The 24,829-nt window shown below is 40.9% G+C and carries 26 protein-coding genes and 1 pseudogene; 9 read left to right on the top strand and 18 right to left on the bottom strand.

What is annotated here, in order from left to right; translation table 11 throughout:
* The first annotated feature begins 101 nt into the window (after positions 1 to 101).
* A complete protein-coding gene (locus tag B1A98_RS18940; RefSeq protein WP_063384372.1) occupies positions 102 to 3,059 on the top strand; it encodes a Tn3 family transposase in 2,958 nt (985 codons plus the stop codon).
* Positions 3,060 to 3,136: 77 nt separating this feature from the next.
* On the opposite strand, the gene B1A98_RS20640 is transcribed toward B1A98_RS18940, so the two are convergent.
* The gene (locus tag B1A98_RS20640; RefSeq protein ID WP_158286046.1) at positions 3,137 to 3,313 is read right to left on the bottom strand and encodes a hypothetical protein; all 177 of its coding nucleotides are present in this window, start codon (positions 3,311 to 3,313) and stop codon (positions 3,137 to 3,139) included.
* Between the two features lie 115 nt (positions 3,314 to 3,428).
* Positions 3,429 to 4,166: a LytR/AlgR family response regulator transcription factor gene (locus B1A98_RS18935; RefSeq protein WP_063384357.1), complete on the bottom strand. Its 738-nt coding sequence runs from the start codon at positions 4,164 to 4,166 to the stop codon at positions 3,429 to 3,431.
* 682 nt (positions 4,167 to 4,848) lie between these two features.
* On the opposite strand from B1A98_RS18935, the gene B1A98_RS18925 reads away from it, so the two are divergent.
* The 4 genes from B1A98_RS18925 (at position 4,849) to B1A98_RS20635 (ending at position 7,356) form a co-directional block, all read left to right on the top strand.
* Positions 4,849 to 5,967, top strand: coding sequence for a tyrosine-type recombinase/integrase (locus B1A98_RS18925; RefSeq protein ID WP_052477383.1), 1,119 nt, complete (start codon positions 4,849 to 4,851; stop codon positions 5,965 to 5,967).
* A gap of 158 nt (positions 5,968 to 6,125) precedes the next feature.
* A complete protein-coding gene (locus B1A98_RS20245) occupies positions 6,126 to 6,332 on the top strand; it encodes a hypothetical protein (RefSeq protein WP_125474342.1) in 207 nt (68 codons plus the stop codon).
* Positions 6,333 to 6,475: 143 nt separating this feature from the next.
* Positions 6,476 to 7,174 (top strand): hypothetical protein, encoded by a 699-nt coding sequence (locus B1A98_RS18920; RefSeq protein ID WP_041114312.1) that lies wholly within the window; start codon positions 6,476 to 6,478, stop codon positions 7,172 to 7,174.
* Positions 7,175 to 7,179: 5 nt separating this feature from the next.
* A complete protein-coding gene (locus B1A98_RS20635; protein WP_156136621.1) occupies positions 7,180 to 7,356 on the top strand; it encodes a hypothetical protein in 177 nt (58 codons plus the stop codon).
* Between the two features lie 422 nt (positions 7,357 to 7,778).
* Here B1A98_RS20635 and B1A98_RS18915 read toward each other — a convergent pair whose 3' ends face one another.
* The 8 genes from B1A98_RS18915 to ltaS all read right to left on the bottom strand — a co-directional run bounded on the left by B1A98_RS18915 (position 7,779) and on the right by ltaS (position 15,666).
* The gene (locus tag B1A98_RS18915; protein ID WP_063384359.1) at positions 7,779 to 8,387 is read right to left on the bottom strand and encodes an alpha/beta hydrolase; all 609 of its coding nucleotides are present in this window, start codon (positions 8,385 to 8,387) and stop codon (positions 7,779 to 7,781) included.
* Positions 8,388 to 8,414: 27 nt separating this feature from the next.
* A complete protein-coding gene (locus B1A98_RS18910) occupies positions 8,415 to 9,389 on the bottom strand; it encodes a ring-cleaving dioxygenase (RefSeq protein ID WP_063384360.1) in 975 nt (324 codons plus the stop codon).
* Positions 9,390 to 9,401: 12 nt separating this feature from the next.
* Entirely contained in the window at positions 9,402 to 9,860 is a 459-nt protein-coding gene (locus tag B1A98_RS18905; protein WP_041098595.1) for a MarR family winged helix-turn-helix transcriptional regulator, read from the bottom strand.
* 183 nt (positions 9,861 to 10,043) lie between these two features.
* Positions 10,044 to 10,919 carry a YitT family protein gene (locus tag B1A98_RS18900; protein WP_052477384.1) on the bottom strand — a complete coding sequence of 292 codons (876 nt, stop codon included), beginning with the start codon at positions 10,917 to 10,919 and terminating at the stop codon, positions 10,044 to 10,046.
* 165 nt (positions 10,920 to 11,084) lie between these two features.
* Positions 11,085 to 11,345 carry a hypothetical protein gene (locus tag B1A98_RS18895; RefSeq protein WP_052477385.1) on the bottom strand — a complete coding sequence of 87 codons (261 nt, stop codon included), beginning with the start codon at positions 11,343 to 11,345 and terminating at the stop codon, positions 11,085 to 11,087.
* 450 nt (positions 11,346 to 11,795) lie between these two features.
* Entirely contained in the window at positions 11,796 to 12,326 is a 531-nt protein-coding gene (locus B1A98_RS18890) for a spore germination protein (RefSeq protein ID WP_063384361.1), read from the bottom strand.
* Complete coding sequence (locus B1A98_RS18885; RefSeq protein ID WP_063384362.1) at positions 12,316 to 13,416, bottom strand: GerAB/ArcD/ProY family transporter; 1,101 nt, start codon at positions 13,414 to 13,416, stop codon at positions 12,316 to 12,318. The genes B1A98_RS18890 and B1A98_RS18885 overlap by 11 nt, the downstream gene beginning before the upstream one ends.
* Positions 13,417 to 13,683: 267 nt before the next feature.
* Positions 13,684 to 15,666 (bottom strand): lipoteichoic acid synthase, encoded by a 1,983-nt coding sequence (ltaS, locus tag B1A98_RS18880; protein WP_063384363.1) that lies wholly within the window; start codon positions 15,664 to 15,666, stop codon positions 13,684 to 13,686.
* A 342-nt stretch (positions 15,667 to 16,008) separates the two neighbouring features.
* Here ltaS and B1A98_RS18875 point away from each other — a divergent pair, with 342 nt between their 5' ends.
* Positions 16,009 to 16,641, top strand: a complete 633-nt coding sequence (locus B1A98_RS18875) for a sterol desaturase family protein (RefSeq protein ID WP_063384364.1) — start codon at positions 16,009 to 16,011, stop codon at positions 16,639 to 16,641.
* A gap of 348 nt (positions 16,642 to 16,989) precedes the next feature.
* Here the strand turns inward: B1A98_RS18875 and B1A98_RS18870 are convergent, their stop codons facing one another.
* Complete coding sequence (locus B1A98_RS18870; protein WP_063384365.1) at positions 16,990 to 17,841, bottom strand: alpha/beta fold hydrolase; 852 nt, start codon at positions 17,839 to 17,841, stop codon at positions 16,990 to 16,992.
* A 254-nt stretch (positions 17,842 to 18,095) separates the two neighbouring features.
* On the opposite strand from B1A98_RS18870, the gene B1A98_RS18865 reads away from it, so the two are divergent.
* Positions 18,096 to 18,764, top strand: coding sequence for a lysoplasmalogenase (locus B1A98_RS18865; protein WP_063384366.1), 669 nt, complete (start codon positions 18,096 to 18,098; stop codon positions 18,762 to 18,764).
* A gap of 19 nt (positions 18,765 to 18,783) precedes the next feature.
* On the opposite strand, the gene B1A98_RS18860 is transcribed toward B1A98_RS18865, so the two are convergent.
* Together B1A98_RS18860 and B1A98_RS18855 are read right to left on the bottom strand one after the other, a co-directional pair.
* Positions 18,784 to 19,701 (bottom strand): DMT family transporter, encoded by a 918-nt coding sequence (locus tag B1A98_RS18860; RefSeq protein WP_063384367.1) that lies wholly within the window; start codon positions 19,699 to 19,701, stop codon positions 18,784 to 18,786.
* Between the two features lie 236 nt (positions 19,702 to 19,937).
* Positions 19,938 to 20,714 carry an HAD-IIB family hydrolase gene (locus B1A98_RS18855; protein WP_063384368.1) on the bottom strand — a complete coding sequence of 259 codons (777 nt, stop codon included), beginning with the start codon at positions 20,712 to 20,714 and terminating at the stop codon, positions 19,938 to 19,940.
* A 93-nt stretch (positions 20,715 to 20,807) separates the two neighbouring features.
* Here B1A98_RS18855 and B1A98_RS18850 point away from each other — a divergent pair, with 93 nt between their 5' ends.
* Both B1A98_RS18850 and B1A98_RS18845 read left to right on the top strand, forming a co-directional pair.
* Entirely contained in the window at positions 20,808 to 21,506 is a 699-nt protein-coding gene (locus B1A98_RS18850; protein WP_063384369.1) for a Crp/Fnr family transcriptional regulator, read from the top strand.
* A gap of 228 nt (positions 21,507 to 21,734) precedes the next feature.
* The gene (locus tag B1A98_RS18845) at positions 21,735 to 22,415 is read left to right on the top strand and encodes a hypothetical protein (RefSeq protein ID WP_063384370.1); all 681 of its coding nucleotides are present in this window, start codon (positions 21,735 to 21,737) and stop codon (positions 22,413 to 22,415) included.
* A gap of 155 nt (positions 22,416 to 22,570) precedes the next feature.
* Here the strand turns inward: B1A98_RS18845 and B1A98_RS18840 are convergent, their stop codons facing one another.
* From B1A98_RS18840 to B1A98_RS20830, 5 genes and pseudogenes are all read right to left on the bottom strand, one after another.
* On the bottom strand, positions 22,571 to 22,816 hold the full coding sequence (locus tag B1A98_RS18840) for a hypothetical protein (RefSeq protein ID WP_041098571.1): 246 nt from the start codon (positions 22,814 to 22,816) through the stop codon (positions 22,571 to 22,573).
* A gap of 86 nt (positions 22,817 to 22,902) precedes the next feature.
* The gene (locus B1A98_RS18835) at positions 22,903 to 23,091 is read right to left on the bottom strand and encodes a DUF4083 family protein (RefSeq protein WP_041098569.1); all 189 of its coding nucleotides are present in this window, start codon (positions 23,089 to 23,091) and stop codon (positions 22,903 to 22,905) included.
* Between the two features lie 122 nt (positions 23,092 to 23,213).
* Positions 23,214 to 23,576, bottom strand: a complete 363-nt coding sequence (locus B1A98_RS18830; protein WP_223664122.1) for a DUF4181 domain-containing protein — start codon at positions 23,574 to 23,576, stop codon at positions 23,214 to 23,216.
* A 148-nt stretch (positions 23,577 to 23,724) separates the two neighbouring features.
* Positions 23,725 to 23,922 (bottom strand): DUF6980 family protein, encoded by a 198-nt coding sequence (locus B1A98_RS21025; RefSeq protein ID WP_082028182.1) that lies wholly within the window; start codon positions 23,920 to 23,922, stop codon positions 23,725 to 23,727.
* 255 nt (positions 23,923 to 24,177) lie between these two features.
* Positions 24,178 to 24,829, bottom strand: a pseudogene (locus B1A98_RS20830) (IS3 family transposase); the annotation flags it as partial.

The following is a 24,829-nucleotide window of genomic DNA, read 5'->3' as shown; positions in this document are numbered from 1 at the left end:
ATATCCCCCTAACTCTTACAAGCTAGGATTATTTTCATATAAGGTGGCTCACTTTTCAATTGCGATGGTGGTTCACTTTTAGGTTAACAAATACAACTATCTTGTATTTGAGAGCAAGAGAACTACTTACACCTGAACAACGCATAGATTTCATGACAATTCCAGCTGATATTAGTGAGTGGGAAATAGCTACCTCCTACACTTTATCACCACATGATTTAGAAGTGATTAAACGTCGAAGACGAGACTATAATCGACTTGGATTTGCTGTTCAGTTATGTCTGTTTCGCTTTCCTGGATGGACATTATCGGATGTTAAAGAAATACCTAAGTCAGTTTTACGGTTTATTGCCAATCAAATTAAGGTTGATCCCTTGGAATTTCAATCATATGCCGAACGGGAACAAACTAAGCATGAACATATGGTTGAAATTCGGAAAGAGTATGGTTATAAGAACTTCTCAACAAGAGAATATCGTAACATCTCTTCTTCTTTACTAAGTCATGCAATGGAAAATGAGAACTCAATGTATTTGATTAGGACGGCTATCGAAGAAATGAAAAAGCGAAAAATTATTCTTCCAGCTATGTCGACTATTGAACGTCTGGTTTGGCAAACACGTCATCGAGCTGAACAAAAAATATATAAGATATTATCGCGGTCTCTATCCTCTTTGCAAAAGGAAAGTTTGATCCTAATGACAGAGACTACTCTGGATAGTGGAAAAACACCTCTTGCTTGGTTAAAAGAAATCCCAGGACAATCTTCACCTGATGCCTTCTTAAAAGTCATTGAACGATTAGAGTATGTGAAAAAACTTGAGTTATCTATTGATTGTAATGACATACACCCGAACAGGCTTCTTCAATTGTCGCGTTTAGGTGCGCGATATGAACCTCATTCCTTCCGAAGATTTAATGAGTCTAAAAAATATGCCATTCTTGTGGCTTACCTCTTAAATCTCAGTCAAGACTTAATTGATCAAGCCATTGAAATCCACGATCGCCAAATTATGATCTTGCAGTCAAAGGGCCGTAAGGCCCAAGAAGAAATGCAGAGACAAAACGGTAAAACAATTAATGAAAAAATCATACAGTTTGCTGACATCGGTGCTGCACTAATAAAGGCAAGAAATGAAGGATTGGATCCGTTTACTACATTGGAAACCGTCATGTCCTGGGAGAAAATGATAGCATCGGTGGAAGAGGCCAAACAATTATCACGTCCTATCGACTATGATTATTTAGATCTTTTAGAAAGACGATTTTTTTATCTTCGAAAATATACGCCTACCTTACTTAAATCACTAGAATTTCAATCGACCCAATCAGCAAAACCATTGATAGAAGCACTAGATATTATTAAAAATATGAATGATTCAGGTAAACGAAAAGTTCCAGTAGGAGCTCCTCTTGGGTTTGTCTCTAACCGGTGGCAGAAACACGTATATGACGAGGATGAAAGCATCAATCGACATTATTATGAAATGGCAGCATTAACTGAATTACGAAATCATATTCGATCTGGAGATGTATCTGTTCGAGGCAGTAAACAACATAAAGATTTTGAAGAGTATCTAATTCCAAAAGAAGAATGGTTAGAAACTGGATTACATCATAATCGCCTTGCTGTAGGCAGTTCTGCTGAAGAATATTTGACCGAAAGAATGGATTCTCTACGAAAACGGCTGCAAGCCATGTCCGATAACGTTGATGAACTAGAGGGTGTCAGTATAGATAAGGGAAAATTTCGCATTGACCGTCTCGAAAAGGATACTCCAGAAGAAGCCAAGACGTTTAGTTCATCCCTATACAGCATGTTGCCACGGATAAAACTAACGGATCTGCTAATGGAGGTTGCAAGTTGGACAGGTTTTGATGAACAATTTATTCATGCTTCTTCAAGCCGTCCTCCCAAAGGAAAGGAAAAGTCGATCTTATTGGCCACGCTAATGGCGATGGGGACAAATATTGGCTTAACAAAGATGGCAGATGCTACACCGGGAATTACCTATCACCAAATGGCTCATGCTTCTCAGTGGCGTCTTTATGATGATGCGATGAATAAAGCTCAGGCAACACTTGTGAATTTCCATCATCAACTTGCTTTATCTTCATATTGGGGAGATGGAAGTACTTCCTCTTCAGATGGTATGAGAGTACAAGTTGGCGTGTCTTCTCTACATGCAGAATCAAATCCTCATTATGGTTCTGGTAAAGGAGCTACGATTTATCGCTTTACAAGTGATCAGTTTTCTTCTTACTACACAAAAGTCATTAATACCAACGCTCGTGACGCAGTTCATGTGATAGATGGGTTGCTGCATCATGAATCTGAATTGAATATTGAAGAACATTATACAGACACGGCTGGTTATACGGATCAAGTTTTTGGACTGAGCCATCTACTTGGTTTTCGTTTTGCACCTCGCCTTCGAGATCTGTCTGATACTCGACTATATGTAATAGATAAACCTGGTGAGTTTCCAACAATAGAAAAATTACTACGAGGGCGTATTAATACAAAGGTTATTCTAGAAAACTATGATGATGTTTTACGTCTAGCCCACTCCATTCGGGAAGGGAAAGTTTCTGGTTCACTTATTATGGGAAAGTTGGGGTCCTATTCAAGGCAAAATCGTTTGGCTACAGCACTCCGTGAAATGGGTAGGATTGAAAAAACAATCTTCATATTAGACTATATTTCAAATGAAGCAATACGCCGTCGAATTCAACGAGGGTTAAACAAAGGGGAGGCTATGAATGCCTTAGCACGAGCCTTATTTTTTGGAAAACGAGGTGAACTCAGGGAAAGAGCGTTACAAGACCAGCTTCAACGTGCAAGTGCATTAAATATCATCATTAATGCTATCACTGTATGGAATACAGTTTATCTCACAGAAGCAACAAAAGTTCTAAGTGAAAGAGGCATACTACGAGAGCAAATGATAAAACATATTTCACCATTAGGATGGGAACACATTAATTTCTTAGGAGAGTATACTTTTGACATAAAAAAAATGACAGGACTCAACTCTTTAAGACCATTAGATCGATAAACTCCTAAGCCGGTACCCTTAGAGTAAAGGATATCGGTTTTTTATATGGTAAAAAATGTATTAACGTGGGTTTTATGTCAAAATGTTGGCGGTACCCCAATCACAACTAGGTCTGGCTCAAACAAATAATACATATCAAAGGCTTCCATCTTTCGATCAGATAAAATAATTTCCGCAGAAAAATGAAGGGTCACAATCCTCTCGATTAAGAATGCTAATGGTTCATAATTACAAAATATAAAAACCTTCTTCATATGCATTCCTCTTTCTCCAGTGAGAAGCCTCTTTGCTTTGGACAATTTTCTTCCATAACGATCTTGTAAATAAGGCACCCCTCTTTATTTTGTTTAGTATGTCTCTTTTAAAATATTATTGATTTAAATCTCTCATCTTTTTTTGAAATTCTCTAATTTTTAATTTTGAAATATGCGCGTGCTTAGAGTATTCTGGGAAAAAAGCTAAATAGGTTTCGTTTTTCTGCGTAACATGCGAGACAGCTTCTAAATTAATAATGTTCGAGCGGTGAGATAGGTAAAACTGATCTCCCAATGTCTGCAATATATTGGCGATATTCTCATATACCTCATAAGTTTTATTCTTCGTATGAATAAAGCATTTCTTTCCAGCTTTTTCTATGAAATAAACATCTGCTTGTTTAATATAATAAAAGGAGCCCTCTGACTTGACGCACAACGTCTTACTTTGTCTTATCGGACTCTTTTCTGTATGCAGTGCGCCTCGAATCACATGTTCTGCTTTTTCCAACGCTTGATATATTCTTGTCATTTCTACTGGCTTAACAATGTAATCGACGGCCGAAATATTAAAAGCTTCAACCGCAAAGTCTTCATACCCTGTCACAAAAATAAATTTCAAATGAGGCTGAAATGAAATACATTTCTTAATGGCATCTACACCGTTCAACTTCGGCAAATTGATGTCCGCAATCACCAAGTCAGGTTTTGTGAGCATCACTTGCTGAATTAAGTCCTCCCCATTTTCACAATGGGCTACTACTTGAAAAGACGGATTCTGACTGACAAAAAAGCTTAAAATCTCTAAAGAATCCGGATGGTCATCTACAATTATTGTTCTAATTGGAGTCATAAGTTCTTCCTTTTGTGTTTTGGTTACTCTATATTAGCCTTGTACTTTTTCTGCTATCATTTTGTGTAAAATAATCTTAAAGTAATTAGACAATTTTGTCTAAGGGGTCAGCAGAAGGTTAATGCCCTTTATTATTCATATTAGGCAAAAATTTAAGCCTTTTGAGCACAAAAAAAAGACTTTTCGAATAAGAGAAACAGAAAATGGCAGTTACTATCAACTAACCGGTTATAGGCGGTTTGACCTACTCTCCCTACTGTTTGATCAAACCGTCAATACCGCTAGTCTACACATAACTTTCCCAGCTACTATGATTATCTTTCATTCTATCCGTCTTTCAAACAAGAATTATTATCCAATTTTTCTGCAGTAAAAGACCCGCTTTGAGTTTCAGCCAAAGCGGATCTTTTACTATATTGACAGCTGCTTTTATTTTGCAGGATGAGTACAGACAAATGAAAAATAGCACGGCAACACCCAATTGGATTATCATTCCTATTATTACACATAAAGGAAGATGATTCAATAGGTTTGAGAGAAGGAACAAACTGGCTAACATCCTATCTCATAAAAGAACATTTTTCTTTTCTATTTATGTTATTATGTATAGTAAAGATAAGAAGGGATTATCTTTACTATACATAATATATTTATTGTAAAACTTAATGAGGCGGTAGAACACATGAATGAACTTTCTTTTATGAACCACCTATCGAATGAAAATTATTTAGCGCATTTGCAGGAAAATTTAGATCACCGGAAGCTGCTGGATGAAAATAGAAACTTGAATCTTTCCGAGAGTTCCGAGCAGGATTTCTTGGAATTGTTTTTTGCCATGAAAATTTTTGAAGAAGGAAAGCAGCTTTCTCCCCATACGATTAAAGCCTATCGTTCCGACGCCAAAACACTGCTGGATTTTTTGGTCGAACACTCCTTATCGTTTCGGGATATCGGGTTTCCGGAGGTGAAGGCCTACAACCGCTTAATCAACGAAACCTACGCAGTCAAGTCCGCAAGAAGAAAGCTGGGCTTTTTTCAGCGATTGTTAGACTTCGGCTATGAAACACAATTTTATAAAAGCCACCTCTCTACCTGGCTGACCAAGCCGGCCGTTCAAAAAGGACACTATATAATGGAAGAAACTCGTCCAAATGAAGAGCTTCACCGGGTGCCCCGCCGAGAATTAAGCCAGGCAGATGCTCAATGGCTGCTTACTTTCTTTCCTAAAATCGTTAAAGCCAAAAAAAATCGGGAACAGCTGCAAAAGCGTAATTTACTGATCGGTTACTTGCTTTATAGCACCGGGCTGCGGGCCAGCGAACTGCTCAGCTTAAACTGGGGCAGCTTCCGGTACAGTCACCAAGGACACTTGTTTGTCGATGTAATCGGAAAAGGAAAAAAACAACGAACTGTTCCCATAAGAAACGAAGTAAAGGAAGTATTATTCAGTTACCGAAAAAGCACCGGAGATTCAACAGAATTAAATTTAGAAGATCAGAGCCCGCTCTTTTTTGCGCTATATAATAAGGAAGAAACTCCTCGCAAAACAAAAAAGCGCTTAACCTATCCGGCGCTTTATAAGATTGTCAAAGAGGCGGTAGAATTAGCCGGAAAAAATTCAAAAATCAGCCCTCACTGGTTTCGTCATACCTTCGTGACTGTCATGCTCGAAAACGATGTGCCGCTTGCAGTCATCAAAGACTGGGCCGGTCATGCAGATATCTCTACAACCAATGTCTATTTAGAAAGAGTCAATCAGGATAAGATGCACACGCACTTGGATAAAGCGGATTTATTCTAGGTTTCGGATGCTGAGAGAGGCTGAATTTTGCATCGAGAAACCCTTTAGGTGAATAAACGGTCGTTCGATGCAAAAATTCAGCTGTGGGTAAAGCGGTATATCTTGCAAGAAAGCAGATTTCTAGAAATGCCTTCTAGAAAAAGATTGGGGTTGACTATTTGAAAAGAACAGTAAGCCTAACTATTTCTCTCATGGCATTTGTCATTATTATGATGGCTAATTTCCAAACAGGTATTAAGTTTGACACGGCAACTCATGTTATTTTAAACGGTTTGTGCATTCTGATGATCGTTATCTGTACAGCGCTCCTTTTAACGAATGTGAAAAAAAGATCGTACAGTAAAAATCAATCAATTCACCATTAGTTAGTCTACAGAAGCCAAATAAGAATGATCACCATTAAAAGCTGCGTATTTTCTTCTGCCGCCAGCTTTAGTTAAATTCAAAAAAGGGATTTAATGTATTTTTATAGAAAAAGATAATAATCTATAAAAAGGGGGTGTGAGTTTTGAAAAGGCTTTGGTCTTTATTTATTGTAACCACTTTGATGTTGACTACCTTTGGCACGCTTCATCCCGCTAAGGCAGAAACAAATCTCCCCACTGACACAATTCCAGACGAAGAAATTGAATTTCCTACAGGAGATGATGTCGAAAATTATAGTTTTGTTCAACTTTCTGAACCTATAACTCAAGACTACGATAGGAATAATGAAGTATTGCTAGGATATTATGAACCAGCAGCTCAAATCAATTCAACTGTAGTCACTCCAATGGACAATTATAGGGAATATGATAAATGGTATGTGTATGATCAAGGAATAACTAAAAGTTGGTCATATTTATCAAATCCATACTTTATCATGAGTATTGCAAGAGGAATGAGCTACGAAAAGTCAAAAGAAATATCAGCTACTATTTCAGGTACATTCAGCAAAGAAATTCCAAATGCTTCTTTGCCAGCTGTTAAAAGTGCTTTTAATTTAAATGCATCAGGCAGCAAAAAAGTAACTGAAAAAATTGTACTGTCAGGTCCCGGTTCTGGATATTCTAGTCGAGATTTTTACTATAAAAAAGGCAGACACACGCACAAAATAAAGATTGTACAGGAACATAGATCTAATTGGGACGGTGTACTATGGAAAAAAACCTTTTACGGCAGTGTAGGAAAACCAGCTATAAAACATTATTCAGTAGATAGAAGGTAGATAAAATGATTAAACAAATCATCAGATGGATTGTATTGACTATACTCATGGTTTCGTCAATCAGTTTTGCAGTTGTTTTCCAATTGGATTATGTAGCTGAAGCATTAATGGCACGAGCTCTTCCATTGGCTATTGTTATAGGGTTTTCTTCCATCGCTACTTCGATCATGTTCCGGAAATAATTGCTGTACGGTATTCACTCTCAAGTGTCTTTTCGGGAGAGCTTATTTATCTCGCTGAATAGGATAAAATCTAAGGATACAAATGTTTAGGTCATAAAAAAGAGCCTAATGCAGTGAATTGCCCCTTCAATTGTTAGACACTGCTAACAATTGAAGGGGCAATTTTTTATAGCTTAATGAAAGGAGGCCATTTTCGAACCTGCTGCCATGTATTTTTACAGGTTTGCGGATTGATCTCTTTCTTTTTTTGTTTTAGGGATGATAAGCCTGGTAAATGTCCTGAATGCTCCAAAAGAACAGATTGTCTATAAGTCATGCTTGTTTGCTGATCATAGTAAATTTATATTTGAATTTTGCACTATGTTCAAATTAAAAATAATTCATGGACTGTTAACGTTCACTCCCCCAAAATTAAGCTGCCGCTAAGCAAATTGCTGCTGAAACCATAAAGCAGCATGCTGGATTTCGCTGCCTGATAATTGATGGCCGTTAGTTTCCCAATGAACATGGACATTGGCTTTTGCTTCTGTCAGTAAGCGGTCCAGCTCTTTTGTTTCCTGCGGAGGGCATAATAGATCATTTTCGCCGGCGCCGATAAATACCTCTGTCCCGCCCAAATCAGGCAATTGTCTTCCACGGATAGGCACCATAGGATGAAATAAAACCGCTCCTTTTAAGGCATCTTGAAAATGGAAAAGCAGACTCGCCGCGATGTTGGCTCCATTGGAATAGCCTGCTGCTATTACATTCCGGCGATCAAATTGGTACTGTTTGGCACTGTCATCTAAAAATTGGTTCAGCTCCTTGGTGCGGAAAATAAGATCCTCTTCATCAAACACTCCTTCGGCCAGCCGCCGGAAAAAACGCGGCATGCCATGCTCAGACACATTCCCTCTCACGCTCAGAAGGGAGGACTGTGGAGAGATCATCTGGCCGACCGTGAGCAAATCATGCTCGGTTCCTCCCGTTCCGTGCAGCAAAAGAAGTGTAGGGGCATTGGCATCTTGCCCCTGTTGAAAAATATGTTTCATGTTCATCTGCTCCTTTCCGAACTTCTCCTATCCTAGCTTTGTGTCTAATGGCTTTAACTTGGCTTCTATCTGCTCTCGTCTGGATTCGAGGAACGGCGGCAATGCCAAAGATTCCCCTAAATGATGAATGTCTTCATCTGCATCAAACCCCGGGCCATCAGTTGCTATTTCAAAAAGAATGCCATTTGGTTCTCTAAAATACAGTGAACGGAAGTAAAACCGATCAATCAATCCGGAGTTAGGAAATGCTGCTTCATTTATACGTTCAATCCACTCGCGCAGTTGTTCTTCATTGTCCACTCGAAGTGCGACATGATGTACACTGCCGCGGCCAGGTCGTTCGGGTGGAAGATCCGCTCTTTCTTCTACATGTATTTCTGCCCCTGTTCCTCCCTCGCCAGTTTCAAATACTAAAATATCAGGCTGGCCGGCAACAGCAGATGGATATTGCCCTTTTTTGCGGAAGCCCAGAACATCTGTTAGCACACCAGCTGTCGCTTCCGCATATCGCACAGTCAGCTTCACAGGGCCCAGCCCCAGGATACCGTATTCAGCCGGTACTGGTCCTTTCCCCCAAGGGATGCCGCCTTCCACTCCTTCATTCTTTTCATCGGATACTAGCATGAGGCGCTGTCCTTCAAAATCCCTAAAGGCTAATGTAGCACGGCCGGCCCTCTCGGCAATCTCTTCATGCTCTATCTCTAGTTCTTCAAAGCGCTGTTTCCAATAAGCCAACGCCTGATCGTTTTGCACGCGAAAGGAAATCGCCGAAATGCTGTTTGTGCCCTCATGATTCTGTGCCAGCATCGGAATTTCGAAAAAAGTGACTTCTGTGCCTGGATTTCCTTTTTCATCTCCATAAAACAAATGGTACATCGACGGATCATCTTGATTGACTGTTTTCTTCACTAAACGCATGCCTAATATGTTTGTATAAAACTCATAGTTATGAGGCGCTCTTGCTGTTAAGGCCGATACGTGATGAAGTCCTTTAAATTCCATTTCCATTACCTCCTATTCTTTCCTCTGTTTGTGCTGGATTTTTCTCAGCAACTGTAAAAGCTGCTTTTTCTCCTCTTCATCCAATCCCGAAAATTGCGCCGCTTGAAACTGCTCCTGCTGCGGAACCACTTCTTGAAACAGTTCTCTCCCTTTCTCAGTTAACGAAAGATACTTTGTTTTCCATTCCTGCTCCCGCTTGATCAATCCCATTTGCTCCATCTTGCTTAATAATTGCGTAATATTTCCTTTTGTGACAAACAGCTTATCAGCTAATTCCTGTTGGGATAATCGTTCATGGGAACCCACCTGAACTAAAACGTCAAATTGGGCCGCCGACAACTCCCACTTTTTTAAATGCTGATTAGATTGCCGGATACTTTGGTTGTATATTCTTGATATGCGAAACCACAACAGCAGTCCCAAACGTTCGTCTTGCTTGGATAAGGACCATTCCTTAGAAGATTCCTTCATATTTTCACCTTATTTCCTCTTGAGTCATTAGTTTAATACTAAACTTAAGTAGTTTTTAGTTTATAGGTAAACTGATTTTCTGTCAAGCCCTATCAACCAGCCTATACATAGCTGCACTGCCAATGTTAACTCCCGCCCTCTGCTTACTATCACGGCGGGCGGGAGTTTCAAATATACATCCAATTAATCTTGCTTGGCTGCTCCGTAAAGCTTGGATAACGAAAAGCCTCTGCCGAGGATTTCAGAAGCATTCAGGAAAACAACAAAGGAAGTCGGCTCCTGCTCCTGCAGCACTTTTTTTAGATAAATAGCTTCTTGCTGTTCAACTACACAAAGGATCATTGTTTTTTCTTTATTGGAGAATCCGCCGACGGAACGAACTTTCGTAAGCCCCCGGTCAATTTCATCCTTAATAATAGACTGGATAAGCTCTTCTTGCTCGGTAATAATGAGCACAAGCTTCGACGGCGAAGTTTGCAGCTGTACAAAATCAATCACCTTGCTTGTTACATAAATAGCCATCATTGCATATAAAGCTAATTCCAAGTTGAATACAACAGCAGAGCTTACCACAACCAATCCATCGACAATTAACTGGGAGTACCCGCTCGATAGCCCAGTATACTTTTTAACGATTTGGGCGACGGTAGCCAGTCCTCCAGTTGATCCTTTTCCTCTGTAGACAATTCCTAATCCAAGCCCAAGAAGGATGCCTCCATAAATAGCAGCCAGCAAAGGATTGTCAATTTTGAACGGGATGTCCGTACTCAGCCAGATCGTAAATGGAACGAAGAACGTTCCCACTAGTGTTTTTAAGCTGAAATCTTTACCGAGAAGCCAAAGTCCCAAAAAGAATAAGGGAATATTGATTATCCATTGCACATAAGCAGGATTAAAATGATACAGCTCATAGAGAATAGTGCTGATGCCGGAGACGCCTCCCGCTGCAAGCCGCGCCGGCAGCAGAAAAATATTATAGGATAAACCGACTAAAGCCGAACCGAGAATAATCGAGAGATATTCCATGAATAGCTTTGTCTGATTTGTATGTGTACCCATCTTTCAACATCCTTTCTTTCCTAGTCAATCTATTGAACAGCCCAGGCTGCTCCATGCCAACTATTCTATTTTAGACGTATTTAGGCGTTTTGTGTATCCTCAATTTCTGGACAACAAAAAAGCGCTGAAGCTAATCCAAGATTAGCTTCAGCGCTTTTTCTCTGATCAGTCAGGCTGAGCGACTGGTATATCAATAGCAGATGACAAATGATCCGACTGATCCGTTCGGGTGTATTGAGGTTTTACTTTTTCTTCATAGATCTGCTGCAAGTCCAGTTCTGATATCTTTCGTTTTTCAGCTACAGTTTTAATTAAAGCTATTTCCTGATACATGGCCTCCGAAAGAAGGCCTTTCCTTATATTATTGCTGATTTCCACGAAGAATCCTGCTAAAAGATCGTTTGGCAGCTGTTCATATACAGACAAAAGTTTTCCCTCCCTGTAATAAAACTGGATAGGACACACCTCTTACATATATAAATTCTAGAAAAAACGCTGAATTCCTTTTTACTTTAGTATAAAACAAGACAAAAATTGTATATTTTTAAATCTGGAAACAGCAATTAAATTAAACAGGCAGCCTCTTCTTAAAGTATGGTTGTACACGCCAAACCGTGTCCTTTATGAAGATAGTTAATTTCGGGCAGGTCTGCCTCTCTCAGGAAACGGATAAACTTCAAAAAATGTAGTGCTCCAATAAAAGAACGAAGGAATCAAGCTAAGAAGAGCTTTGCCGCGGGAACTTTCTTTTTAAAGCAAGTTCCTAAATAGGGGAGACAGTTGGAGCTAATTCTGGAACTGCTAAAAGCAGCATAAAAAGGACCGATCAATCATTTAAGGCAGACTGACGCTTACCCATAGCCAAACATACAATATTTATCTTCTCAGCCTTTTTCTAATCAGAGCCTGATTGACGGAGATGTCTTCAATAAAGTTATCTCTCGGCCCTTTAATACTAATCTCCATTGCCCCTTCTTCCGGATTACGCTGAGGCCGGTCGGCAATATTAACGGAGTACACCTCATCCGTTTCCTTGAAGATCAGCAAGAGCTTTCCTGAAAAAATCTCTTCTTCTGCCTTTTCCCCACTCCCTGCTGCTGTTAAGGACGGCAGCTTCAGCAAATGCAGAGCCTTTTTATCTAAAGAACCTTGGTGGCTTCCAAAAAATGCTTCGAGCTGCTTAGGAACTGTTTTATACAGTATATCTGTATTGACCAATCCCGCACAATAAACAAGAACAATCTCATGTTCATTAAATTGCAAGCTGGAAAACATAACGTCCGAGCAATCTTTAAAAGTTTGTCGCAGCTTTTTTTCATTCATCCGAGGAGGCGCTGCTTTCTCCTTTGTCTCTTGAGGAAGCTTTAGCTTTTTTGCTTTTTTAAAGGACAGTTTTCTAAACTTCATTGGACACCCTCCTCTTTTTCATTCTATAAATAATGGCCATAACTCCTAAAAAGATAGAGAAAGTAAAGAAAAACCAAAAAGTTAATGGCAGCAAGAATGCTTTCAGCCAGGCATTAAATTGAAAATCGGTAATAGGCGTAAGGGTCAGTGCCCCTACGGTAAACGACACAAAGAGCAATACTTTCGGCTTCTTCTCTTCAGGACTCAAAATGAGAACCTCTTTTACAAGCAGTAAAAATAAGGAAATGCGAATGAATACACCTGACAGCCACTGATAAATCGATAAGAAATCCACATGTTCAATGAATCGGCCGATAGAAACGATGCCCCATTCTTCAAAGGGCGGAAACCTTTGAATGCTTGCCTCTGCCGGTCCAAATTCGATAATGGCACCAATAAGAGGGCCAAGTGTTAATCCTGTTAAGACAACACTAATGGCAAGCAGATGCTTAAAGCGGACCTGGGAACTAATCTTATGCTGCAGCAAAAGAAAAAGAAAAATTTCCGACATGCCGGAAGCCTGGTAAATCATTGCATCAAATACTTGGCCATATCCGTGCTCCAAAACCGGAAGAAGCAGAGAATGGTTTTTATGCTGAATATTCGCTACTGCCACAAAGACACCAAGTATGATAATAAAAAATAAAAGAAAGATATTGGCCATATTTACCGTACGCAGATTTGTGCTGGCTAACATCCAGCATGTGAACACAAACAATATAACGAGTATAAAAGGCGGCGTCTCCGGCAAATAGGCAATACCCGTCCAATCGATCGTTTCCCGCAAAGTGATACTGGACATAATGATCAAGTATCCGATGAAGATAGCTGCGATCATTTTAGTCAGCCTAGAACCGATAATGCCTGACAGCCAAACTAATAAAGGCTGTCCATTGCATTGCCGGTGAATATAAAGCAACAACGGCAGCCAAAGCAGCTGCAGAGCAAAGGTAAACAGAACCGCCAGCCAGGCATCCCGGCCGGCTGTTTCGATTAAAGGAGCAATCGCAAGCACATGATTTTTCAAGCCGATAGCAGTCATCCCCAATAGAATGACTTGCAGCGGAGTAATAGAATCTGACTTATTCATAGGTACCACCCGTAAACGATTTTGATAAGTACAGTATTTACAAAAAAGCTGTATCTATACTTTTCATGGGAATAGGTGGTTTTTCTCCGTTCTCTTCAAAAGAAAGCCAAAAAGGCCCTGCAGCCAGCTATTTTATAAGCTGGCTGCAGGGCCTTATCGGGTTCTTAAACTAGCGGAGAATGCTCGGCCGCCTTCGCCGTTTGGAAGCGGCCTTGCCTCTTGGGCACGGCCTAACCATTACGGTTAAACAATTGCGAGGCTTTCTGTCTATTCTCTTGACGAAGCGGTTTTTTCATTTTTCTTCCCTGTCTCTTTTTCTGCCGGATTCGTGTAATCATATTTCGACCTGTCTACCGGCGCGAAGTTTGGAGGCGAATAAAACCGCAGTAAATCTCCATTGACGACCCGGTCCGAAAGCTCCAGCTTGGACTCCGCGATTTGCTGATACTCTTTAGCCTTGGCCAGCTGATCTTCCGTAAGTTCTTCTCCTGTAGCAGAATCATAAAATTTCCCGCTAATAGAGGTCATCTCCGGGCTGACAAAGTTCCCGTTGCGGAATGGAACAATGGAGTCGTGATTTTTGGATAATAAATCCGTGCCAAATTGGATATATTCCTTCGAATCAATGCCTAATAAATGCAGAAGGGTCGGAAGCAAATCAATTTGTCCGCCATACTCATGGTTAACGCCGCCTTCAAGGCCGGGCGCGTGAATGAATAGCGGAACCCTCTGCAATCCTGTACTCTCAAACGGAGTAATTTCCTTGCCCATTACTTTTTCCATTGCTTTATTGTGATTATCAGAAATGCCGTAATGATCACCATACATAACAATTACCGTATTATCATATAAGCCCGCTGCTTTTAACTCCTTAAAAAACTGAGCTAATGCCTCATCTGCATAACGAGCCGTCTGGAAATAGCGGTCAACAGATTTATCTCCTGTTGTATGAGGCTCAATAGTTGTTTCTGCTTGATCCATCGTAAATGGATAATGATTAGTAACGGTAATGAACTTTGTATAAAATGGCTGCGGCAAAGATTTCAACAGCGGCATGGATTGTTTGAAAAACGGCTTATCCATTAATCCGTAATCCGCCAAGTCTTCAGGATTCATTTGATAGTAGCTGGCATCAAAAAACTTATCGTAGCCAAATGATTTATAAATCTCATTCCGATTCCAAAAGCTTCCTGAATTCCCGTGAAAAACAGCCGATGTGTAATTATATTGATCTAAGATAGCCGGAGCTGCCTGATAAGTATTCAAGCCTTTGGTTGTAAAAGCGGCCCCTTGCGGCAATCCGTATAAGGAATTTTCAAGCATGAATTCAGCATCGGCTGTTTTTCCTTGTGCCGTTTGGTGAAAGAAGTTATCAAAGTAAAGTGTATTTTTATCTTTGGATAAGGAATTTAAAAACGGCGTTACTTCTTCTCCGTGCAGCTTGTAATTGATCAAGAAGTTTTGAATAGATTCAAGATGCAAATAGACGACATTCATTCCTTTTGCTTGGCCGAAGTATTTCGGATTGGGTTCAGCATAGTTCGCCTTGACGGCATTGCTGACCTCCGTAATGTCATCACTGTCGGCCAATACCCTTTGAGCCGAAGCCTTTGTGCTTTGGACGGTATCATAGATGGTGTAATTATACATCCCTAGATATTTAACGATATAGTTTCGATCGAATCCTCTTGTTAATAACTCTGGGCGATCCATTTCAGCAAGTGCCAGGTTCGCTCCCGAAATGCCGATGCCCAGCAAGAGAACTGTACATGCCTTTAAACGCTTCATGTCCTTCCTGTCTACTTTAATCACTTTAAAGGCGAGCAGTCCGATTAAAAGCAGAATATCCGCGAAAAACAGGAAGTCATAGGGCTTCAGCAAATACACCACACTGCCGCTCACATCCCCAAAGTTCTTCGTTTGGGTCAGTGTTGGCAATGTAATGAAGTCATTAAATGAGCGGTAATACATCGTATTGGCAAACAAAAGAATGGACAACAGCGTGTCAATGACTAGAAGCGCTATATATTTCCCCTTGCCTCGAAAGAAAAAAGAAAAACCTAGAAACAATAGGGCAGAACCTAAAGGGTTCAGCAGCAGCAAAAACTTTTGCGCTAAATTATCTATCCCTAATTCAAATTGCGTTAATTGAATGAGATAGGTTTTGATCCACAAAAGAATGACCGCTGTGATAAAAAAACCGCTAAACTTATTTAACGAGACACGATCTTTTTGAATGATATTTTTCACACTGTAAACCTGCCTTTTCACTCAGCTGCTTTTCAATAGCAGGCTCTGTTAGCCTACCTTCATCGTTCATGCAAGGGCGCACAAGTCGGCTTTTCCCGCGTGTCCGCCTGCAGCGAAATCTTTTCAACACTATGTTCTAACAGAACCAAATAAAAAAGCGGCTATTGCTATTCTTCCTTATAAGATACAGGACCTATGTGTCCGCTGTGTGTCAGGAATAAAAATTTCAATATTCTTACTATTTTTTTAGAAAATTATGGTAAATTTATAAATAAAGATACATCAAACACACTTTTTCAGGAGAGAGGACTAAGCAGATAAGAATGGATGGAGGCGTAGACAATGAAGTTTAAATACGTGAAGGAGTTTTTCGGTTATCCTGACGTTTCCGTGATGAGCATGCTTCTCTTGATTCAGATCGGCTGGCTGGTCCCCCATCTAGATTCTTTTCGGACATGGGCTGCTTTTGCCCTTGGCATGGCTGCCTATACGGCAGTAGAATATCTCACCCACCGATTTCTGTTCCATATGAAACCGCCCAAGCAACCTTTTTTATTACACTTAGTTAAACGTCTGCATTACGGTCATCACGCCAAGCCAAACGATTTGCATTTGCTGTTTCTGCCTTTATGGTACACGCTCCCCCAAATGGCTTTAGCCGGCGGCGCGGCCTATCTTATTTTCTCAAGCCTTGTCCTCACCGCCGCTTTTCTGGCTGGCATTATGCTGTTTTTGCTGTTTTATGAGTGGAAGCATTATATCGCCCACCGGCCCATCCAGCCGCTTTCTCCTTGGGGACGATGGATGAAAAAAGTTCACCTACGGCACCACTTTAAAAATGAAAATTACTGGTACGGGGTCACTAATCCCCTATATGATTGGACATTGGGCACTTTTAAAGACCAAAAAAACGTGGAGACCAGTCAAACAGTTCGAAACCTCGAGAACCGTGACAACCAAGAAAGGAATGTATAAATCGAAAAACGCTAAGTATGGGCTTGGTGTTTCCATTTATTTACGAAAGGAGTTTGGAATCAAACCATTCCGAACTCCTTTCTGCTTTTTAGATCGTTTTCAAGCCATTCGAAAGAAAAATAGACTATTCTCTTGCGCAAGCTAATCTAGGACGATCATTTCTAGTGCACCCTGTTGATTGAAATGGAAGGCGCGCAGACTCCGGCAGGATCTGCGGGACAGGCGAGACCCCGCAGGCGCTTTAGCACGGAGGAGGCTCGCCGCCCGCCCCGCGGAAAGCGAAGCGTCTGGAATGGAAAGCAACGGGACCCATCCGCATACAACATAAAAAGCATGCGGGCTTAGCATTTACTTGCTCTGTCTCATCCATTCTATGAACTGTTCATCAAAAGCAGCAGGCTCTTCAAGCATCGGGTTATGGCCGCTTTGCTCGAAAATCATCTTCTTAACATTCGGGAAGGCGTCATCTCCCGCCTCCCACAAGGAAACAGGGCCAACCAAATAATCATGCCGCCCTAATCCAATAAACACTGGCTTTTTAAAGTGAGACAGCGACTCAATCAAGTTCAGCTTTCCAAAGGCTTCTCCCCATAAATAATCAATCACAGGCATATTCGTATATACGCCTTCCCACAGGGAAGCAGCGTTCCAGGTATAGTCATAAAAGCTTTGCGCCCCCATGCGAATGCACATGTGAACAAAGCTTCTCCCAGGCTCCCGCTTGATGTCTTCTGCCAGAAAAGCCATATCTTTTTCGAATTGCTTTTTTCTTTCCGGTTCAGCCGTTTCATCAAAAAATGAAAAGCTGCGCCGCTGCCTTTCCCTACTATTGGTAGGCGCGGAGTTTAATAAGACGACGTTACGAATATGTTCAGAGTACTTCCTGGCGTATTCTAAAGCCATAAAGGCGTGTCCCGAATGCCCTAGAATAGTGAAATGCTCCAGCTTCAAAAGCTGTCTTGCTGCTTCGATATCATCGAGCACCTTATCGAGTGTATAGTCTGCCGGCTGCAGCGTTCGCGACGGTCTGACAAACCCTCGATGGTCCAAGAACACAAACCGGTAGTTGCTGTATAAGTGTTCTGAAAACAGGCGGGGGTAATACACACTGCTTCCTATCACCATAACCGGTTCCCCGCGTCCTTTTATACGATAGCCTAAAGCAAAGCCATCACGGCTTATAAATGGATGATTGTTCATGTTTTACTCGTCCTCTCTTCTTTTTTGAAGAGCTCTTCACATATGACAAGCCCTCCTTACCTCACTCTCCTTTCCCGAACCCATTCTCTGATCTTCTCCATGGACCGCTCTAACATGTTCGCTCACCTCAGCTAGTTCCTTTTTTATATAGAATAAATTATACTTTAATATACATCTGTGCTGACACTATTTATTATTTTTATGCTTGAAATGAGTGAATAACTGCTGCGCCGCAGGACGGGAGGTGATTGATCTTGCGGACATTCTTGTTGCCTTTGCTCATTGGCATCACATCGGTTATTTATATTTTCATCATTCCAGCTGACCCGCTGGCGTTTAAAATCATCTGTAAGCTCATCCCGATGATGCTGATTATCCTCTATGTTTTTCGCCGGCTGCCTGTTAAGCCTTCAGCCGCCCATCGCCTCCTCGTGATGGGGCTATTCTTCTGCATGATGGGTGACGGCTTGATTGCCGTCTCATTTGTTGCCGGACTGGGTGCTTTTCTGATCGGCCATTTATTTTATTTGAGCAGCTTTTTAAAAGCTGCTCGTGCAAGCAAACGGCATTTACTCGCCATTGTGCCGATTGCTATCTATGCTTTTGTAATTGGCCGGCAGCTAATTGCCTCCTTGCTTACTCAAGGAAACGACCAGCTCGTTCTCCCGGTTATCTTTTATATGCTAGCGATTTCTCTTATGGCCTTATCAGCCGTTTTGACCGGCAATTTCCAAGCCATTGCCGGCAGTACCTTATTCATCATTTCTGATTCCATTTTATCCTGGAATATGTTTGTTTCAGCGATCCCTTTTTCGGATCCCTTCATTATGAACACTTACTATGCCGCTCAGTTTCTCATTGCCGGCAGCCTCTCCTCTCTTGGCAGCCATGCCGGGCATGCCAGTGCGGGACTAGAAGCGTGAAAAAGCCATCTGCATGCTATCATGCGGATGGCTTTCTCCCATTTTCGGCAAAACTGGGCGCTGCTTTTGCCAAGCTGCCTTCTTTTCGCGGAGAATAACTAATTCCGATAAACACGAGCAGAATCCCCGCCAATTGATAGACATCCGGGCGGTAATTCATGATGGTCACATCTAATAGGATCGCCACCACGGGGTCTATAAACACTAAAACAGCAATCGTTTGAGCCTTCAATTCGCGTAAACTGCTGAAAAATAAATAAAACACAAATCCGGTATGAATAAAGCCTGTCATCAGGATATACATCCAGTTTTCAACGGTCAGCTGCGTAAAGTGTGACCAATCCGCTATAGGAGCAAGCAGCAAAACACCAAGGATTGTTTGGATAACAGTTGTAGCCAAGGGGCTGAGCACTTGGATGCCCTTCCCGGTGATAGAGGTAAGGGCGTAAAAAAAAGCGGCCGCAAACGCCCACAGAACGCCGGTAGAGACAAACTCGGCAATTGTTGCGTGCTGGTGGATACCTCCGACAAGCAGCGTTCCTACAAAGCAAATCAAGAAAAAGAGCAAGCCTCCAGCTGTCACCTTTTCTTTGAAAAGAAGCGATCCCAAAAGAAGCACAATGACCGGCGCCAGATGATAAATAGAAACGGCCACTGTAATGGGCATCACTTCAAAGGAACGAAAGAAGAACACCCAATTGATAATCAAAAATACCCCGCAAAGCACGGCTAGCCCATACTCCCGGCGTGGAATCGCCTCTCTTTTCTGCGGCTTCGTCCGCAAGGCGCTCATTCCCCATACCGCACCTAAAAGCAAGCTGGCGCAGAGACAGCGCACAAAGACCAATTCAATCGACGGAAGGCCGGTTTTCACCGAAAACAGCCCGATTGAACCGAATATGGCCATAGAAATAATGAACTTTACTTTCGGATACATCCTTTTCCCTCCAAATCTATGATGCGAAAACGAGCTGTTGAACTCTATTTTAGACCGATTCGGAAGGAATTGGAAGGTTAATAGCCAGAAAATTCCCCATTCTCTGTTTGCGGTCATTTCATGTCAAAGCATCATTGGGGTTACATTGCTGGCTAACCGCCGTAAGAAGTTCTTTAAAGCACAAACCGCTATGGCAAGGCAGCCTATAGCATCTCTAATAAAGATCTGCTTAATTATTATAAGCTGACCAGCTTGCTTTCTAAACTTCCCATTTCACTAATTTTTTCTGCAAGCAGTTGTTCGGAATCCTCTCTTAAAGGCAATTGTTCAGATGAAAATGGAGCCAGTTGCCTGCTTTCACCAACCATAACTGAATACCTTGCATGTTGAAACATGGCAATGTCATTCGCGTCATTGCCGAATGCGATATATTCCCCTTCTCCTATACCCAATTGTCTCAACCCGCTCCACTTATCTATTCCGCTTGGGCTTATATCTAACACCCCTTCATTTCCATGCGAATGAACAACAACATCTAAGCTGATCAGTTGTTCTTTCACCTCGTCCATGTTGTCTGAAGCAAGCATCAAAACCTTCGTAATTGATTGCAATTCATCCAAATTAACGTTTTTCGCCCGTCTTTGCGGATCAAGGTTTTTAAAGATTGGATGAATAGCTGAGCCTGTGTAAGCATAATTCCAATCACTATCTATCAAATAGGAAATATTATAAGCTCTGATTAATTCAATAATATTTTCCATTATTTCTTCATCAAAGCTAGCCATTGATATGATTTCGCCTTTCAACGCAACCATTGATCCGTTTCCGCCAATCATTGGGTAATGATGAAAACGCTCATGAAGAACAGGCAGCAAATCACGTATTGGCCTGGCTGAAGCAAATATCACTTCATGTCCTTTAGCTATTAACGCTTCTAATGATAGCAGGATTGCTTCTGAAACAGGTTGACCATTAAAGCATATTGTCCCATCTAAATCGAACGCAAATTTCATTTTATGCCACTCCTATAAATTATTTATTGTGTTCTTATCATATCAGCTTCTCTTATAATGAAAAGGACATATGTCCTGAAAAGGAGTGTTTACATGAAATTTATCCAAAACCCGAACCTGCTTGAAACAAAATTACGGGACTATCATTTTGAGAAAATAGTTGACCGAGAAAAGCAGCCTCCATTTACCTTACAGCAATATGAAAAAGATGAAGTCATTTTATTGGAAGGGGTTGAGTTGGAAGCGCTGCTGTTTTTAGTAGAAGGAAAAGTGAAAATCGCATCAAGCGTCGAAACGGGAAAATCACTTTTACTGCGATTTGTTCAGCCGCTCTCCATCATTGGTGATATTGAACTTATTCGAAACGTTCCTGTCCAGTCACAAGTTCAAGCTGTCAATGAGTGCTTAGTAATTGGACTGCATGTTCATTATATAAAGCAACATGAAATGAATAATCCTAAATTTTTGCATACACTTTTAGAACACGTAAGCTATAAACTGCAAACTTGTACGATCGCTTCTCGTGTCAATTTATTGGCATCAGCGGAAAACAAATTTGCAAGTTACCTTTTATCTACGGCATCGCCTGAACAGACTAACGACTTCGGAATAGAACTAAGGACGTCTAGCGTCAAAGAAATTGCAGATTTACTTGGCATGACCTATCGCCACCTAAATCGGGTGATTCATTCTCTTGCTCAAAAGAAGATTATCGAAAGAAACAAACACTCGATTCGAATCTTAAACTGGCATGATTTAGAGAAGATAGCCAACGGAATTCGATTTAAGTGAAGATACATGATACTGATTTCTTCACAGGCTATCCATCATTGTTTGCGTCCCAAATCTGCATTTTGTAAACACTGATAAAACAGGCCGAAATTATCTGGATGCCAAGTACGTTCTCTCTCCTTCGCCAGCTCCTATCTGTTTTTCATTTATACAACCATTCCGTATACAGAAAAAACTTACTATGGTAGAATTTTGTAAAATAGATATTTTACAATAGGAGTGTTAATCATGAAAAACCGGCTTTGGATGAAGTTATCTCTGGTTGTTTTCTCTGCCGCACTTTTGGTGCCAACCAGTATAGCAAAAGAGACGGCTCAAGCATCTATCCAAGAAACAAAGCATGGAGAACCTTATATTAAAGCATATGACGCCAAAGGAAACCTGCTGAAATCCTACTCTGATAAAGAAATTGCCATACTGATTGAAGAAGCAGAGGAATCAGATCGTTTATTAGCAGTAAAGTCCAAAAACAACGAGGGAAGTCCTGCTGCTTACTTTTATGATGAGAATAATTTACTGATCGATTCAACCGACAAAGATGCCGTAAACGCCCAAAAAGCAGCCGTAGCAAAACTCAAGGCCTCAGGATGCTCAGTGTACAGGTATGATTCGGCTTCGTTCAGAAAACATGTGACGGTCGCTGGCGGAAGATACTTTAAAAATCCTCAGAGTATGACAGTGAGCCCCCAACAACAGGCTGATACACTAGTCATTCAAGCATATAAACAAGGGGCGTCAGCGCCAGCAGGAAGCATACAATTAGGGAATTTCAGCGGGAGCGTTCATGTGCCGCTCGTTGAAATCACTCAACACACACTCGGAGCAGGCAATTATAAAATCCAGCTCGGCCATGCTGATTCTGCAGGCCATGTGACTTCTCTGAAGAGCGGTACCCTTTACTATCAATAAAAACGAAGAGGCTGTCCTAAAAGGTCATGAAAAATGACTTTTTGGAGCAGCCCCTTCTCTTCTTAAAAACAGAATGATCTCCATGCTGGCGAACGCTTTCCACAAGAGTCGCCGCCTTAATCCCAATCATTATAGCAAGTCTTTATTGGCCACGTTTAATGAAAAACAACGATGAAAATGAGGATGGACGTTAGTAGCCATAACCCGATCCATCCATAGTCGATGAACTGATTTCCTGTTTTTTTATCAAAACGCTTTCTCGTTAAATAACGCTCTACTATTGAAAACCCCGCACCTAGTATAAAAAAAGTAAGGACCCCCAAATGATCTGTAAATAATAATGCCAAAATAATTACGCAAAAAATAGTCCATCGAGTAAACGGCAACCTTAATAAACTCATCGACACCCTCCTATTTTCCTGCTTGCCGAAGGAAGATCCGAACAATTAAATGAGGATCTTATCTACCCCACGAAACTAAAAAACCATTACTCTCTAAATTGCTTTTCCTGATTTTCAATGATTTTATCAAGCTTACTTTCCATTCTCTTTAAAGCGTCACTTCTGTCAAACTGATTTGTCCATATTCTTCTAATAAATAAAAACAACGAGACAAAAAATAAGACTACAAATAAAAGCATGACAATTTGAATGATCACATCACCAATATTAACCATAGCCACCTCACAAGTTTACATAATCACATTTCGGGAGACAAAGGGAGTGCTTAGAACGATGGAACCAACTCAATGGATTGCCTGTGCCCTGATTGTTTATAGAGCTCCTTCCGATCTAATAACTAAATGACATAAGCGATACAAAGCATAACAATAACCCCTAGCGTTAAAAAAATAAGCGTGGTCACATACTGTTTGGAGTTTTTCAAGTACCTCCACTCTAGAATCGCTTGAAATCCGAACAATAACACAAAGTAAATGATCCAATACCACTCTATCGAATTTGCACCCTTTGTCATCATAAACGGCAGCGTACATAAAAAGAGCACGCAAAAAATGATTCTGCCCCACCGGTCAATCTGTTTACCAGGAGTAGTTGAAATCTGTTTCTTTTCCACTCCGAGCAGTCTATTGATCGCTTGTTCCAGCGCAATAAGTAAGAGGGATAAAGATATAGCAGCAACTATAAACAGGAAAGTTATCAAATCGATCCCTCATTTTCAGGTTCGTCCCCCCTCATACTAACTTATAATTACCATTTTTGTAAAATAAAACTATAAACAGACTTAAAAAAAAGAAGGCAGCCTTACAGCCCCCTTCTCTGCTCTCTTTCCAATCCACTTTTAATTTCTTTTACTTAAGCTTGCTGCTGCACCAAGGACAAAATTTAATAGTAATGGCGGAACTACCTCCATCATGAATAATTAATCCATACGCCTCGTTGTCCTTATCAACATAGATAAGCTGATCTGGACAATCAAATGGATGATGATGAACGTCGCAGCTAAAAGTCGCGTGATATTCCATCTCCTCACAACAATAATCTTTCATTTCCTAACACCTTTTCTTTTATCTTAATAATCTTAAAAAGTTTTCCTGCTTATATAAGCCTCGATGGAGGAAGTCACTGAAAGGAACTGAGTTTTAAACGGGCAACTTCTTCTTCACCCTGCATGATAACAAGAGTACCTTTTAGAGCATTCTGTTTTAACACGCTTCATCTCAACACCCTCTTTTCCCTAATTATACCATCAGGGGAGAGGGAATGATGACGGATTTTTCGCTGCATGGATTGTCAACACTAAATCAGACAACTTTTTTAAGAGAAGCCCGTTTGTATTCAATCGGGCTTAAATAGTCTAGTGTCCCATGAATTCGCAGCTTGTTAAACCAGTTGACATAGTCACTGAATTCGAGTGTAAGATACTCTAAACTATCGAACTTTATTTGTTGGACAAATTCCGTTTTAATAATCTTAAACATGGCTTCCGCCACAGCATGATCATATGGACAGCCTTTCATGCTTAAAGAGCGGCCAATCTGGAAGACCGCTAACGTTTCCTCGATAATCTGGTTTTTAAACTCGCTGCCACGATCCAGTGTGGAATAGCTGGATGTCTCGCAGATCACCTTGAATGGAGGAAAAAGCACGTGTGACAAGATTGGCATCTTTGTTTGGTCCTGTGCTAAAGCCAATGTTTTCGCGGTTAAAGAGATAGACAAAGATACATACGTAATGCCATTTATTTTTGACTCTGACGTATGTTAAATCATTGACCACAACTTTTTTCGCTTCCGTCTGCTGAAACTCACGTTTCAATTCATTTGCCTAAGCCGACTCATTACATGGGGCTTTCTGTGGCTTGAACTGTGACACCGTATAGGAAGAAACAAGTCCTTGTTCCTTCATGATACGTCCAATACGCCGCCTGGAGACCGTGAATCCACGTTTGTGTAA

The organism is Pseudobacillus badius, assembly GCF_002189605.1.
In the GTDB taxonomy this organism is placed as follows: Bacteria; Bacillota; Bacilli; order Bacillales; family Domibacillaceae; genus Pseudobacillus; species Pseudobacillus badius.
The sequence above is the reverse complement of the archived record's forward strand: the minus strand, read 5'-3'. Positions and strand labels throughout refer to the sequence as shown.

Bases quoted from the DNA above. Each gene is read 5' to 3' on its own strand.
- B1A98_RS18850 (WP_063384369.1), top strand. From the start codon at position 20,808: ATGAAATTTATCCAAAACCCGAACCTGCTTGAAACAAAATTACGGGAC.
- B1A98_RS18885 (WP_063384362.1), bottom strand. From the start codon at position 13,416: ATGAATAAGTCAGATTCTATTACTCCGCTGCAAGTCATTCTATTGGGG.
- B1A98_RS18875 (WP_063384364.1), top strand. From the start codon at position 16,009: ATGAAGTTTAAATACGTGAAGGAGTTTTTCGGTTATCCTGACGTTTCC.
- B1A98_RS18915 (WP_063384359.1), bottom strand. From the start codon at position 8,387: ATGAAACATATTTTTCAACAGGGGCAAGATGCCAATGCCCCTACACTT.
- B1A98_RS18835 (WP_041098569.1), bottom strand. From the start codon at position 23,091: ATGGTTAATATTGGTGATGTGATCATTCAAATTGTCATGCTTTTATTT.
- B1A98_RS20635 (WP_156136621.1), top strand. From the start codon at position 7,180: ATGATTAAACAAATCATCAGATGGATTGTATTGACTATACTCATGGTT.
- B1A98_RS18855 (WP_063384368.1), bottom strand. From the start codon at position 20,714: ATGAAATTTGCGTTCGATTTAGATGGGACAATATGCTTTAATGGTCAA.
- B1A98_RS18845 (WP_063384370.1), top strand. From the start codon at position 21,735: ATGAAAAACCGGCTTTGGATGAAGTTATCTCTGGTTGTTTTCTCTGCC.
- B1A98_RS21025 (WP_082028182.1), bottom strand. From the start codon at position 23,922: ATGAAAGATTATTGTTGTGAGGAGATGGAATATCACGCGACTTTTAGC.
- B1A98_RS18900 (WP_052477384.1), bottom strand. From the start codon at position 10,919: ATGGGTACACATACAAATCAGACAAAGCTATTCATGGAATATCTCTCG.
- B1A98_RS18860 (WP_063384367.1), bottom strand. From the start codon at position 19,701: ATGTATCCGAAAGTAAAGTTCATTATTTCTATGGCCATATTCGGTTCA.
- B1A98_RS18905 (WP_041098595.1), bottom strand. From the start codon at position 9,860: ATGAAGGAATCTTCTAAGGAATGGTCCTTATCCAAGCAAGACGAACGT.
- B1A98_RS18840 (WP_041098571.1), bottom strand. From the start codon at position 22,816: ATGAGTTTATTAAGGTTGCCGTTTACTCGATGGACTATTTTTTGCGTA.
- B1A98_RS18935 (WP_063384357.1), bottom strand. From the start codon at position 4,166: ATGACTCCAATTAGAACAATAATTGTAGATGACCATCCGGATTCTTTA.
- B1A98_RS18870 (WP_063384365.1), bottom strand. From the start codon at position 17,841: ATGAACAATCATCCATTTATAAGCCGTGATGGCTTTGCTTTAGGCTAT.
- B1A98_RS18925 (WP_052477383.1), top strand. From the start codon at position 4,849: ATGAATGAACTTTCTTTTATGAACCACCTATCGAATGAAAATTATTTA.
- B1A98_RS18890 (WP_063384361.1), bottom strand. From the start codon at position 12,326: ATGAAGTTTAGAAAACTGTCCTTTAAAAAAGCAAAAAAGCTAAAGCTT.
- B1A98_RS18910 (WP_063384360.1), bottom strand. From the start codon at position 9,389: ATGGAATTTAAAGGACTTCATCACGTATCGGCCTTAACAGCAAGAGCG.
- B1A98_RS20640 (WP_158286046.1), bottom strand. From the start codon at position 3,313: ATGAAGAAGGTTTTTATATTTTGTAATTATGAACCATTAGCATTCTTA.